The sequence below is a fragment of the Hymenobacter sp. GOD-10R genome, from assembly GCF_035609205.1.
Lineage (GTDB): Bacteria > Bacteroidota > Bacteroidia > Cytophagales > Hymenobacteraceae > Hymenobacter.
Window position 1 is genome coordinate 4,629,060 of sequence record NZ_CP141184.1, and the last position, 15,125, is coordinate 4,644,184.

At 58.6% G+C, this 15,125-nt stretch carries 4 protein-coding genes; all 4 read left to right on the forward strand.

What is annotated here, in order from left to right; genetic code table 11:
* Positions 1–6 precede the first annotated feature (6 nt).
* The 4 genes from SD425_RS18320 to SD425_RS18335 all read left to right on the forward strand — a co-directional run bounded on the left by SD425_RS18320 (position 7) and on the right by SD425_RS18335 (position 15,048).
* Positions 7–3,393, forward strand: a complete 3,387-nt coding sequence (locus SD425_RS18320; protein ID WP_324671435.1) for an FG-GAP-like repeat-containing protein — start codon at positions 7–9, stop codon at positions 3,391–3,393.
* Positions 3,394–3,748: 355 nt separating this feature from the next.
* Positions 3,749–8,218 (forward strand): FG-GAP-like repeat-containing protein, encoded by a 4,470-nt coding sequence (locus SD425_RS18325; RefSeq protein WP_324671436.1) that lies wholly within the window; start codon positions 3,749–3,751, stop codon positions 8,216–8,218.
* A 295-nt stretch (positions 8,219–8,513) separates the two neighbouring features.
* Positions 8,514–11,666 carry an FG-GAP-like repeat-containing protein gene (locus tag SD425_RS18330; RefSeq protein WP_324671437.1) on the forward strand — a complete coding sequence of 1,051 codons (3,153 nt, stop codon included), beginning with the start codon at positions 8,514–8,516 and terminating at the stop codon, positions 11,664–11,666.
* Between the two features lie 259 nt (positions 11,667–11,925).
* The gene (locus tag SD425_RS18335) at positions 11,926–15,048 is read left to right on the forward strand and encodes an FG-GAP-like repeat-containing protein (RefSeq protein ID WP_324671438.1); all 3,123 of its coding nucleotides are present in this window, start codon (positions 11,926–11,928) and stop codon (positions 15,046–15,048) included.
* Positions 15,049–15,125 lie beyond the last annotated feature (77 nt).

Genomic DNA, 15,125 nt, shown 5'->3' on the forward strand with positions numbered 1-15,125 from the left:
TCTCATATGAGTTCGAAGTTTACTTTCTCGCCCCGCTCAGCGTGGGCAAGCGCCCCAGCCCGATTAATCGATGGGGCACTTGCAAGCCTGCTCCTGCTGATGCTAGGTGGCTCAGCCCAGGCCCAAGCGCCCGTCGTCACGAGCCTAGCTCCTACTCGCAATGCGCTAGCAGCCCCACGTACTGCGTCTGTGACGGCCACCTTCAACCAGCCGCTTAGCAACACAGCCAGCACGCAGCAGGCGCTACGCGTGTTCAGCCAACAAGCCGGCGGCAAGAAAGCCGGTACGGCGGCGCTGAGCGGCAACACCCTCACCTTCGATCCGAGCACCGATTTTAAAGCTGGGGAGAAAGTAACGGCTACCATCACGGCGGCCGTGCAAAGCAGCAGCGGCCAGAACCTAGCTTCGGGACACGTATTCCAGTTCACGACGGCTACCGCACCGAGCAGCGCTACTTTTTTCAACCAGCAAGTCAACCTATTGGGTAGCAATATCTCCCCGGTGCTGGGCGACGTGGATGGCGACGGCGACCTCGACGTGGTCGGTGGTTCGGGCGTGCGCCTAAACACAGATGGCCTAGGTACCTTCGGGGACAACCAACCCTTGCCAACCCCGGCCGCCTACGCCCTAGCGCTCGGCGACGTAGATGCCGATGGCGACCTAGATTTGCTGACGGTGAATAACAACGCGGCGGGCACCGTGAGCGTGCGCCTCAACAATGGCAGCGGCACCTTTAGCGGTAGCCAGGAGGTATCGGTGGGGAGCTACCCAGGCAGCGTGGTACTCGGTGACCTCGACGGCGACGGCGACCTGGACCTACTGACGACCAGCAACGCAACGAATAGCACCGGGAGCAGCTCGGTGAGTGTGCGTCTCAACAACGGCAGCGGCGTTTTTAGTGGCAATCAGGAAATTAGCACCAGCAGCCTCGCCCGCACGGCCCTTGGCGACGTCGACGGCGACGGTGACCTCGACTTGGTGTTGGCGCTCTATAACAGCTCCGTGGCGAGCGTGGTGCAGGTGCGCCTCAACGATGGCACCGGCGCGTTTGGCACGGGCCCCACGGCTCCCCTCGAGCCCGCTATTTTTCAGTTGCTGCTGGAAGACATGGACGGCGACGGCGACCTAGATATGGTAGCCGCCCACCTCAACGTTACGACGGGAATACCCGGCCCTATTGCGCAAGGACGGGTGATTTTGTACCGCAACAACGGCCTGGGCACCTTCGCCAGCGGCCAGACGATTGCGAGTCTTTCCAACCCAGGCCGCATAAGCCTCGGCGACCTCGACGGCGACAACGACCTCGACCTGCTGACCACCTACATCGGTTTTCGCTTCGACCCACCGACTGTCAGTATAAACCTCAACAACGGCAACGGCACCCTCACAACCGTTAGTGCCAAACCCTACAACCCAGGCATTGCGAACACCGTGCTGGGCGACGTGGACGGCGACGGCGACCTGGACTTTCTGACCAGCACCGTTTATTTCAACCAGAATACGCCAACGCTCACCAGCGTGACCCCGGCCACCGCGCCAGCTGGCACCACAGTCGTCATCCGGGGCAAGGACTTGCGCCAAACTATCGAACTGACGCTAAATGGCGTGTCGGTGCCAGGTTTCGTCATCAACTCCGATGCGCAGATTACGTTCGTGGTACCAACGTACGCTACTACTGGCCCCCTCACCGTCAGAACGTCGGTGGGTAGCACTAGCCTAGCCTTCACCGTGACGCCGCCCGACCTAGCCGCGACAAGCTTTATTCCCGCTCGAAATGCGCGGGCAGCTGACCGAAGCACCGATGTGGGCGTCACGTTCTCGAAGCTGATTCGCAACAACGCCGCGGGCCTAGGTGCGCTGAAGATATTTAGCCAGCAAGCGGGCGGCTTGAAGGCAGGTACGCCGCTGATCAGCAACAGCTTTCTCGTATTCAATCCTACCACCGACTTCAAAGCGGGCGAAACGGTGTCGGCGACGTTGGCCCGGTCCGTGGAAGGTCGCAACGACGAGCGCCTAGGTGCCGGGCAAGTGTTTCAGTTTACCACGACCACGGCGCGCAGCTCGGTCTTGTTTACCAGCGCGCCGAGCGTGGCGCTAGTAAACCCCTACGGCGCGACGCAGGGCGACGTGGACAACGACGGCGACCTAGACCTCCTAACCGTTGATAACCTCAGTGGCACAGTGACCATTCGCGTGCGGCTGAACGCGGGCAACGGTACCTTCACCAACGGGCAAACGGTGACCTTCTCGGAAACCTCGTACCTGAGCCAAACCAACACGCTGCTCGGCGACGTGGACAATGACGGCGACCTCGACCTCGTGACTAGCGCCGGCGTGTTCCTCAACAACAATGGCGTATTTGCGAGCACTCCGCAAGGCGACACCGGCAACATTGCTCTCGGCGACCTAGATGCTGACGGCGACCTTGACTTAGTTGGTTCAAGCCTAGCGGCAGTTACGATACCAGGCCCTATCACGTACACGATCCGCACGGCGTTGGTGCGCCTGAACAACGGCAACGGCACCTTCACCCAAACGCAGCAGCTTACCGTGGGCAGCAGCGACAACAACCCGCCCACCTTCTCGCTGTTGAAGGACATGAACAACGACGGCGCCCTCGACCTGATCATCTCCAATACTTCCGCCAACCCTATTACCACCAGGCTGCACCTGAATAATGGCTTTGGTACTTTCGACCCGGGCGGTCAGCAGCTGTCCATTAGCAACCCAGCCGTGGGCGACGTGGATGGCGACGGTGACCTCGACTTGGTCGGCACTTTCGACACCACGCCCACCGTATTGCTCAACAATGGTCGGGGCACCTTTGGCCCTGGGGTCGCCGTGGACCTAGGTGCTGGCTTCACCCCTTCTACCCTCGGCGACGTGGATGGCGACGGCGACCTGGACCTGTTTGTGGTGAGTATCACGCAAGCTGGCGTTCGCCTGAACAACGGCACAGGCAGCTTCAGTGGTGCGCTCAACTTCTCGCTGAATGCAAGCCCCCGCACCCTCTCCACCGCCGACCTCGATGGCGACGGCACCCTCGATTTTGTCACGGTCAGCTACAACAGCGCCACTACCAGCGGCATCGCGAGTGTGTACTTGAACAACCACTCCATTCCGACGGCGACCCTGCCGGCTCACCTCGCCGAGCAGATCAGCTTGTACCCGAATCCGGCGCACTCGGCCGTGCAGCTGCGCCTACCTGCCGCCCTAGCCCGGCAGCCGCTCCAGCTTCAGGTGCTGAACACGCTGGGGCAAGTAGTAGTGGATCAAACGCTACCCGCCCAGCCTGCTACCGAAGTGGCACTTCCGCAGCTCCCAGCCGGCGTATATAATGTGCGACTCAACACCAGCCAGGGCCTGGTGGTGAAGCGCTTGCTGGTGCACTAGTTTCTGAGCACAAAGCTAGCTTCCACGAAAAAGAGCCGACTGCATTAGTCGGCTCTTTTTGTTTGGTTTTCAACGGGAACCAACGTCACTTGTTCGCCTCGTCATAGCCTTGTGCCTCGCCCCTAGTCCAAGGCTAGGTTTTCTCAGCCCCCGGCCCACGCTTGCCAGTGACGTCAGCCGCCACGAAGTAGAAATCAAAAATTATACTTTTCAATTATTACATAACTATAAAATGCTAATATATAGCATTTTATTTCAAATAATCCTATGTTTGCCAGTGCCTCAAACGGGATGAGGTGTGCAGTTGAAGAGAGGCATTGTCTACTTCCTTTCCACCCTTATTCCTGTTCTGTTTATGTTATTATCTTCTATTCCTCTACCGCACTTAGCGGCTAGGAGGCTTACGGCCCGATTCCCACATTTGCTGGGCGCCGGGCTGATGCTGCTCCTAGGACAGGCCGAAATGGTCCATGCCCAAGCCCCTACTATCACGTCTTTGGCGCCGGCGCGCAATGCTTTCGCGGCTTCTCGCACCACCACTGTAACAGCTAGCTTCGACCAGCCGCTGAGCAACACCTCTGCTACGCAACAAGCCTTACAGGTACTCAGCCAGACGAGTGGGCGCCGCAAAGTGGGCACAACTACCGTGAGCGGCAACACGCTCACGTTTGACCCCATTACCGACTTCTTGGCCGGCGAAAAAGTCGTTGCTACGGTCACCAGCGCGGTGCAGAGCAGCAGCGGACAAGCACTGGCCAAGCCGCAGACCTACCAGTTTACCACGGCTACGGCCCCCAGCAGCGGCACGTTCCGTAAGGGCGCCGAGCTGCCGGAGGTCAGTGGCGCCACCCAGACGGCTGATGTCGACGGGGACGGCGACCTAGATCTACTCACGCTAACCGGCAGTGCCGTGCAAGTGAGTCTCAATAATGGCAGCGCCACCTTCAGCAGCGGTCAGCTTGTGTCCTTGGCGGTCAGCACTGGCACGCCCACCCAGTTTGCCATCGGCGACCTCGACGGCGACGGCGACGCGGACTTTGCGGTGGTGAACTCCGGCGCCTTTAGCACCATCGCGGTGTTCCTCAACAATGGCAGCGGCGCGTTCACGGCGGGGCAAGTCCTTGGCAACACGGCCGGGGGCCTCGCCAACAACCTCAATACCATTGCCCTCGCCGACCTCAACGCCGACGGTGACCTAGACATCGTGACGGCCAACAGTCCTGCGGGTCGCATCGGCTCGGTGCACTTGTTCCTGAATGCGGGCAACGCTACTTTCACCCGAGATGCGGCCGTGGGCAGTGGGGTGAACAACTCCTTTGCCCTGGGCGATATCGACAATGACGGCGACGTGGACATCATCACCTCCAACTTCGCTTTCTTTACCAACTCGCCCCTTGTGCAGGTGTTTCTGAACGATGGAGCGGGGGTGTTTAGCTACGGCCAGCAAATCACGGGGGCTAGTGGCGCTGGACTCCTAGATTTCGATGGCGACGGCGATTTGGACTTGCAAACCAGCTACGAAGGCAAGAATGTGCTGCTGAACGAAGGTGGCACCTTCAACAAGACGGCCGGGATTACGGCCCCAACCGTGGTGGCCGCCGGCGACGTCGATGGCGATGGGGACCAAGATCTGCTTTCGTCGCAGAGCGGCAACGACTCGCTGCTGGTGCTGCTCAACAACGGCCAGGGCCAGTACGCGCAGAGCCCCACGGCGGGTAAGCTACCTAGGTACAGCGCCTTAGCAGACCTAGACCAAGATGGCGACCTAGATGTCTACACGTTTGCGGGCCCGGTGAGCGTGTGGCTGAACCAGCCGCTGCCCTCTTCGCTGGTGGTTACGGCGCTTTCGCCGCCCCGCAATGCTGTGGCTGCCCCACGCCCGTCGAATGTGGCCGTTACGTTCGATCAGCCGCTCAGCAACAATGCCGCGACCCTAGGTGCTTTGAAGATATTTAGCCAACAAGCGGGCGGCAAAAAAGCGGGTATTGCTACCGTGATCGGCAACACGCTCACATTTGACCCTAGCACTGATTTTAAGCCGGGCGAAAAGGTATTTGCCACTATCACGGCGGCGGCGCAGAGTAGCAGTGGCGCTAGCTTAGCCAAACCCCAGGTGTTTCGGTTCACCACGGCCACCAGTCCCAGCGCAGGTACATTCGGAAGTAGCGGCGACATACCCCTGGGCTCCACCGATTTCCGTTTGACTGTCATCGACATCGATAATGATGGCGACCTAGATCTACTTAAGCCTGGCAGTAGTGACGGGATTGGTGGGCTATCCGTGCGCCGGAACAATGGCGACGGCACGTTTAGCGCCCCCCAGCAGATCCCCATAAGTGACGCCTTCGCCACTATCGTGTTCGGCGACCTAGATAGCGACGGCGACCTGGATTTTGTGGCCGGGAGCACTCCCTATTTGAATAACGGTGCGGGTACGTTTAGTGCCGGCAGCGACTTCGGAGCGCCGAGCTTCGCCGATCCTAGCCTCTACGACATGGACGGCGATGGCGACCTGGATCTGCTCTCCACCGGGGGCAACGGCATCTTCGTGCGCCTGAATGATGGCACCGGCACCTTCAACAGCACGACCACATTCAACACCACCGTGCGCCGCATCACTGGCTACACGGCCGGCGATATCGATAACGATGGCGACATCGACGTGGTGTTTGGCATTGAGCGCGCCGGTAGCGGCATTGCACTCAACAACGGCGATGCTACGTTTAGTCTCGGCGCAATGGGCATCACCAGCTTATACTTAGAAGTGTATAAAGCTGCTTTAGAAGACGTTGATAAGGATGGCGACCTAGATCTGCTGCACGCCAGCGCCGGCCCAGTAGAGATTTTGCGGAACGATGGCGCGGGCAATTTCAGCCCCAGCTCCATCGTCGACGGCGGCAATGCCTTCATCATAGCGCTGGCAACCGGTGACGTAGATGGCGACGGCGACCTGGATCTGCTGATCGAGAGCAGTACCGTTCGGGGCGTCTACATTCGTCTCAATAACGGCGACGGCACCTTTGGTGGCAGCGGCACTGTTTCGTTTGCGGTTCCCACGTCTTCACTTGAGCTTGCGGATATCGACAGTGACGGCGACCTAGATTTGCTCGGATCTACCACTACAGGTGTGAGCGTCTACCTGAACCAGAACACCGCCGCTCTGGCGGTTACGGCCCTCTCCCCAACCCGCAACGCCGTGGCCGCGCCGCGCCCGACGAATGTAGCCGTCACTTTCAACCAAGCCCTGAGCACTGGCGCTGCCACGCAAGGCGCTTTGAAGGTGTTTAGCCAACAAGCGGGCGGTAAGAAAACCGGCACCACCACGGTGAGCGGCAACACGCTCAGCTTCGATCCGAGCACGGACTTCAAGCCCGGCGAGACAGTGTCTGCCACCCTCACTACGGCTGCGCAAAGCAGCAGCGGCGCTAGCTTAGCCAAGCCGCAAGTGTTCCAGTTTACCGCCGCCGCCAGCGCCAGCAGCGGTGCCTTCGGCAGTGGCTCCGACCCACTGGTTGGCGAAAACCCGTACGGCGTGGCTAGTGGAGACGTGGATGGCGACGGCGACCTCGACCTGCTCACGGCCAACATCAGCAGCAGCACCGTGAGCGTGCGCCTCAACAATGGTTTGGGCAGCTTTAGCGGCACCCAGGAAGTCAGCACCGGGCGCGGCCCCACGCAAGTCGTGCTCAGCGACGTAGACGGCGACGGCGACCTGGACTTCGTGACCGCCAACAGCCGCTCCATCTTCCCCAGCACCGTGAGCGTGCGCCTCAACAATGGCTCGGGCACTTTCTCCGGCGGCCAAGACGTCCCCGTGGGGTACACGCCCCACGCCGTAGCTCTGGGCGACATTGATGGCGACGGCGACCTCGACCTGCTCGCCCCTAACTACACGGCCGGCAACAGCACGACGAGCAGCACCGTGAGCGTGCGCCTGAATGATGGCCTAGGGTCCTTCTCCGGCACCCAGGAAGTGAGTATCGGCACGCGCCCCTTGAGCATCGCCCTAGGTGATGTGGACAATGACGGCGACCTGGACTTTGTGACGGCTAACTCCAACACGCTCACGGCTAGTGTGCGCTTAAATGATGGCACCGGTTCCTTCTCCGGCAGCACCGAGGTGCCTGTAGAGTTCAACCCCGAATCCATCGTCTTGGGCGACATCGATCAGGACGGCGACCTAGATCTGGTGGTAGCCAACCAGGCCCTCAACACGGTGAACGTGCGCCTGAACAATGGCCTAGGCAGTTTCTCGGGTACTCAGCAGCTCGCCGTCGGCGCTACGCCGCACGGGGTGGTGCTCAGCGACGTAGATGGCGACGGCGACCTGGACCTAGCTACCGCTAACACCGGCAGCAACACCGTGAGCGTGCGCCTGAACACTGGCACGGGCACCTTCAGCGGCTCGCAGGAAGTGAGCGTTGGGGCGGGCACCTTCAGCCTAGCCTTGGCCGATGTGGACGGGAACGGCACCCTCGACCTACTCACGGCTAATAGCGCCGGCAACACCGCCAGCGTACGGCTGAATGCCGCCGCGACGGCTCAGGTGAAAGCCCTGGCTACCGCCTCCGCCCATCTGGCCGAACAAGTAAGCCTCTATCCCAACCCAGCCCATGAGTCGGTGCACTTGAGCCTGCCCGCGGAGCTGACGCAGTACCCTATCCAAGTCAGTGTGCTCAACAACCTAGGTCAGGTGGTGCTCACGCAGAAGCTAGCACCTAGGTCACCGAGGGAAGTACAACTGGCGAACTTACCAACTGGTATGTACAGTGTACAGCTAGTTACCAACGAAGGACTTATCACTAAGCGCCTTCTGATTGAATAGCTGAGCTGCTCTTGCTTTCCTGCTTCTACTTCTAATCAGAGCCAACCCTTCGGGGTTGGCTCTGATATTTATGTCACTTTCGAAAATCAGCATAACCACTGAATGTGTGCTTTTAGCAGAGCTAGGGCAAGGCAATAATGTAACGCTTTTTAGTAGTTAGCTTATATAATGTTTGTGGTATTAAACAAAGATTTACTGTTTACAATCAGATCCATTGTAAGTTTACTGTCTACCTGCTTTTCCGCGTATGAATCGGCGGTTTGGTATTGCTCATGCCCTCTGCTTCCCCTCTCGTATGACGCTATTCTCTACTATTGCTGCTCGCTTGTCACTCCCACAAGTGGAAATTAGCCTTCTGCATAAGCTAGGCACAGGTGCTTTGCTATTGCTAGCTGGTGGTGCTCATGCTCAAGCGCTTACTATAACCAGCCTTTCGCCGGCGCGCAACGCACGTTCGGCGGCGCGCACCACGAATGTAGCGGCTAGCTTCAGCCAAGCGCTTACTACGGGCAGTTCTACTCAGCAAACCTTGAAAGTCTTCAGCCAGCAGGCTGATGGCAAGAAAACGGGCACGGCTAGCATCAGCGGCAACACACTCACCTTCGATCCTACTACCGATTTCAACCCGGGTGAAACGGTGCTGGCGACCCTCATGGCCAATGCCCAAAGCACTAGCGGCACGACAGCGACGCCCCACGTTTTTCAGTTCACCACCGCCACGACGCCAGCACCAGGCACCTTCAACGGCGGCTCGGAAGTGCGGCTGCCTACTCTCAACCATTCGCGGCTAGCCGTGGGCGACGTCGATGGCGACGGCGACCTCGACTTTGTGACCACGAACACCAGCAACAGCAGCGTGAGCGTGCGCCTGAACAACGGCGCGGCCTCCTTCAGCGGTACCCAAGATGTGGCCGTGGGCAGTTCACCCCTAGCTATTGTTTTGGGCGACGTAGACGGCGACGGCGACCTGGACCTGCTCACCACCAGCCTCTCGGCTAATACCGTGAGCGTGCGTCTTAATAACGGCGCGGGTACGTTCGGTGGAGGCCAGGAGATAGGCATCGGGACCGTACCGCAAGCGCTGACGCTAGGTGACCTCGACGGCGACGGCGACCTTGACCTAGCTGTTGCGGCCACGGGGGACAATGTCGTTTCTATCCGGCTGAACAATGGCACGGGCACCTTCAGCGGTAGCACCGAGGTTGCGGTTGGCAATCAGCCTTCTAGCCTAGCGCTGGCCGACCTGGACACCGATGGTGACCTCGACTTACTTGCCCTCAACTACGACGACAACTCCACCGTGAGTGTGCGGTTGAATACAGGCACCGGTTCCTTCAACGGCACGCAGGAGGTCGCCGTGGGCCCAACCGCACGGGACTTAGCCGTGGGCGACGTGGATGGCGACGGCGACCTAGATCTGCTCGCCATCAACAGTACACCCAACAGTACCGTGAGTGTGCGCTTGAACAACGGCGCTGGCACGTTTGGCGGCACGCAGTCGGTGGCCGTCGGGTCTAATGCGGAAACTGTTGTGCTCGGCGACGTGGACGGCGACGGCGACCTAGATCTGCTGGCTACGCATCAAGCATTCGCCGATGCGACGGGTTTCCAGGGCAGCAACGGCGTGAGCGTACGGTTGAACAATGGCAGCGGCGCCTTCAGCGGCACCCAAGATGTCCCCCTGATTCAACCCATTGGCTACTTCAACAGCCCCTTAGACCTAGTGCTCGGCGATGTAGACGGCGACGGCGACCTCGACTTGCTCACCTCCAACAGCAACAATGCCGTGAGTGTGCGCCTCAACCAGAACCCCTTACCAGCTTTTGTGAGCACCACGCTACTGCCTGTACGCAATACCTTGGCAGCAGCCCGCACCACCCCAGTACAGCTCAAGCTTAACCGCGCTTTGAGTACTGATTTGCCTACGCAAAGTGCGCTGAAGGTCTTCAGTGCGCAGTCGGGTGGGCAGAAAGCCGGTGCAACCGTTGTGAACGGCAACACGCTCACCTTCACCCCTTCGGTGGCCTTCAAGCCCGGCGAGACGGTTGTTGCGAGCCTCACAGGACTGGCGCTCGACCCAGCAGGCAACGCCATTAAGCCAGAAGTCTTTCAATTTACCACAGCCGTAGCGCGCAGCAGTGGGCAGTTCAGCAGCACCCCTGATGTTGCTGTGGGTGCGGCGCCGGCCGGCATCACGCTCGGCGACGTAAACGGCGACGGCCGCCTCGATTTGCTCAGCGCCAACAACGTCAGTAACACCATTAGTGTGCGCCTCAATACGGGTCCGGGCACGTTCACGAGCAGCCAGGAAGTAGCTGTTGGTCCCGGTAACTTACCGGAGCAAGTGGCCCTGGGCGACCTCGACAGCGACGGCGACCTCGACATGGTAATTGCCACGGCCGGCTCGCCCAATATCAATGGCACCGTGAGCGTACGATTTAACAATGGACAAGGCGTTTTCAGTGGCACGGCGGCCTACTTTGTAAGCTATGCGCCGCGCCGGATTGTGCTCGGCGATATTGATGGCGACGGTGACCTAGATTTTGCCACCGCCAACGGCACCGTGGGCACGGTAAACGTGAAGCTCAACGACGGCAAAGGCGTTTTCATCGACTCGCAGCGCCTGAGCTTCAACTCGTCTACGGCTGACCTAGCCTTCGGCGACATCGACAGCGACGGCGACCTAGATATGCTCGTCACGACGCCCATTGCACAGGCAGTAAGCATCTTACGCAATGATGGCTTTGGTATGTTTAGCGCCAGTGGCACGGTTGCAGTTCAGAACCCCGGCAGTGTCGTACTAGGTGACGTGAACGGTGATGGTGCGCTAGATTTGCTCACGGGTACGACCACCGCCGTGCGCGTGCACCTAAACAATGGCAGCGGCATGTTCACCAGCAGCCAGGATGTTAATGCGGGCGGGGCCTTCTACTCCATTGCCGCAGGCGACGTGGACGGCGATGGTGACCTCGACTTGGTGGCCTCCAATTACGACTCCAATGTCATCAGCCTTCGCCTCAACAACGGAACTGGCACCTTCACGGGTACCACAACCATCGCAGTTGGAAGCTCGCCCTATGGCGTCGCCCTCGGCGACTTAGATGGCGATGGTACCCTCGACCTAGCTACGGCCAACCGCAACAGTAACTCGGCGAGCGTGCGCCTCAATAGCCAAGTGCTAGCAACGGTGCCTGCCCAATTGGCCGAGCAAGTTGCCCTTTATCCAAATCCAGCCCGCGAGGCAGTGCAGCTGCGTTTACCCGCCGAACTGACCCGCCACAGCGTACAGGTGCGTGTGCTCAACACCCTAGGTCAAGTGGTATTAGAGCGGAACCTAGCTGGGCAAGCCACGCAAGAGGTGCTATTGCCTCAGCTAGTCACTGGCGTCTACAATGTGCAGCTTGGCACCAACCAAGGGGTCGTAAATAAGCGTCTGCTAATCAAGTAACTCTTTGTCTTACAGCTACTCTTTTACAAAGCCGGTCCCGCAGGACCGGCTTTTTGCGTTCGTGCTGTTGATTCTGTTCTCACGTTCGAGAACTTCCTTTGGCATGACATCCAAATGCTCTTTGTTAAGTAAATATGACTTTAGTAACAATATTTATCCTTTATCCGGTTTATACGTACTTTACTGTCGAACAACCGCTTGTGCGCTTGTAAGTCCTGTTCTGTCACACAACCATCTCCTTACCTATTTCAATCTCTACATGCCTTTATTTCCTATAATTTATCCCAGCCCGGGCCTAGCTCGACTTGGCGGTACGCTCTCGTGCGCGCTGCTGCTGGCTATGACTGCTGCTCATGCCCAAGGCCCAACGGTAACAGGCCTAGCTCCTGTACGCAACGCCCGCTCGGCCCCGCGCGCAACGAACGTGGCCGCCACCTTCAGCCAAGCCTTGAACAATAGCGCTAGCACCCAACAGGCGCTGAAGGTGTTCAGCCAGCAAGCCGGCGGTAAGAAAGCGGGTACGGCTACGGTAAGCGGCAACACTCTCACGTTTGACCCTAGCTCCGACTTTAAGGCTGGTGAAACGGTGTATGCCACCGTTACGTCAGCCGCTCAAAGCAGCACGGGCACCGTCGCCACGCCCCACGTTTTTCAGTTCACTACAGCCGTCAGCCCGAGTTCGGGTACCTTCAGCGGCGGTTCGGAAGTGACCGTAGGAAATGGTAACATTATAGTTAATGCCCTTCAAAAAGTAGGCGACATAGATGGGGATGGCGACCTAGATCTACTCGCTATCAATAGTGGAACTAACCTAGTAAGTGTGCGCCTGAACAATGGCGCTGGCATCTTCAGCGGCACGCAGGAAGTAGTTGTTAGCCCTAGCTCCTACAACCTGGAACTTGGGGACTTAGACGCCGACGGAGATTTAGACCTCGTATCTACTGGTTGGAATGCTTCTACCAATGTCTCCCTCATTAGCATACGCCTTAATAACGCAGGCACCTTTTCTGCGGGGCAAGAATTTGACATTTCCCCTTACGTACGGGAGGTAACGCTAGGAGACATAGACAACGACGGCGACCTCGACCTGGCAATCTCCAACAGCTCTGGTAGCGCTAGCGTTATTACAAGACTAAACAACGGCAACGCTACGTTCAGCGCTGGCTCATCAATAGCGCTAGGTTTTGCTCCTTATAGATCATTGCTCGCCGATGTGGACAACGATGGAGATTTGGACTTACTGGCTGCTAATTACCAAGACGACCAAATAGCCATTCGGAAGAATAACGGCCAAGGCAGCTTTTCGGGTACGCAGGTACTAGTAGCCGGCGGCACCCCTGGCAATACCGTCGTGGGCGACATTGATGGCGACGGAGACCTCGACCTGCTCACCACGGGTGCTGGGTGGGACCCTGGCGTACACATAGGTGTGAACGATGGCACCGGTACCTTCACGCGCGCACCAAATGTTGTACTGGGCAATACACCCGCTAACCTCGCTTTGCACGACGTGGATGGCGACGGCGACCTCGACTTAATCGCTTCAATTTATAACACCCAGGCGTTGTTTATTCGCCTGAACAATGGCTCAGGTACATTTTCGGGTAGCAGTTATTTAACGCTTGATTATCTGCCATCAGGATACCTTCTCCATGATGTAGATGGCGACGGCGACCTCGACATGCTGATGCGCAACAACAATAGCGTGCGTGTATGGCTCAACCAAGCCGCTGCTTTCACGGCAGCACCGCTGGCACCCGCTCGCAATGCCCGTTCGGCCCCGCGCAACACGGATGTAACCGTGACTTTCAACCAAACCCCGAGTAATACCCCGGCCACGCAGCAGGCGCTGCGCGTGTTCAGCCAACAAGCCGGCGGCAAGAAAGCGGGTACGGCGACAGTAAGCGGCAACACCCTAGCCTTCAAGCCTAGCACGAACTTCAAGGCAGGTGAAACCGTCTTTGCTACCGTCACGACGGCGGCACAGAGTAGCACGGGTCAAAGTCTGACACGAAACCAGGTCTCTCAGTTTACCACAGCCACGAGCCCAAGCGCCGGCTTATTCACGGCGGCCAGTTTGGTATCGGTAGGCACTAACCCTGGCACCGTTGCCTTCGGCGACGTGGATGGCGACGGCGACCTCGACCTAGCTACGTCCAATAATAACAATACGGGTTCGGTGAGCATCCGCCTGAATAATGGCAATGCCACGTTCACTGGTGGCTCAGAAGTAGCCGTAGGCATCTTGCCGCGCCAAGTGGTATTCGGCGACGTGGATGGCGACGGCGACCTGGACTTGCTCACCGTCAACGTAGGCTATACCATCAACTACACGGCTAGCACCGTGAGCGTACGCCTGAACAATGGTAACGGTACCTTCGGCGCTGGCTCAGAAGTTACGGTAGGCCCCCAGTTCGGGGCGGGCACAGGCAAGGCCATCTTCTTAGGCGACATTGATGGCGATAGTGACCTCGACTTTGTGGCAACGTCGAACGTCGGCGGCACAATAGCCGTGTGCCGGAACAATGGTAACGGCACGTTCGTCGCTGAGCGCATTATGGTTGGTAACGTAGCCGATAGTGCCGTACTGGGCGACGTGGACAACGACGGCGACCTCGATCTGCTGGTGAGTGAGCCCCCCGGCGGACGAGTTTACGTTCTCCCTAACAATGGTGATGGCAACTTTGGCAGCTACCGCCAAATTGTAGGTGTCGCTGGACCGGGCTTTTCCACTGCCACGGGTATCACCCTCGGCGACGTGGATGCCGACGGCGACCTAGACCTAGTAGCCATTGGCAGCCAAACGGTTAGTATTCGAATTAATGAAGGCGGCACTTTCTACGACGGTCAACAAGTAGCCGTGAATGGACAACCTAGCACGGTAGCATTGGCTGATGTAGACGGCGACGGTGACCTCGATTTGCTGGCCACCACCGCTAACTCCACGGTAAGTGTGCGCCTGAACAATGGCAGCGGCACCTTCAGCGGCACGCAGAACGTGAGTGGCGGTGGCTACATCGCCTTAGGCGACCTAGATAACAACGGCACCGTGGACTTTGCCTTCCCGAATGCCGCTAATGCGGCCGTTGCTATCCGCCTGAATAATCAAGTACTAGCTACCGCGTCTCCGCAACTAGCGGAACAGGTATTGCTCTACCCTAACCCGGCCCACGCGTCCGTGTACCTGCGCCTGCCTACCGAACTGACGCGCCGCAGCGTGCAGTTTCAAGTGCTTAACACTTTAGGGCAAGTGGTAGCAGAGCAAAACGTAGCGGCACAACCTATTTCAGAAGTGCGCTTGCCCAAGCTGGCTGCCGGCATGTACAATGTGCGCCTAGCTACCAGCCTAGGCACGATCAACAAGCGGCTGCTGATTGACTAGTACAAAGCCATCCCAAGTGTTTTGTAAAAGAAAAGCCGGCTCCTTCTGGAAGGAGCCGGCTTTTCCTTTACAAGTAA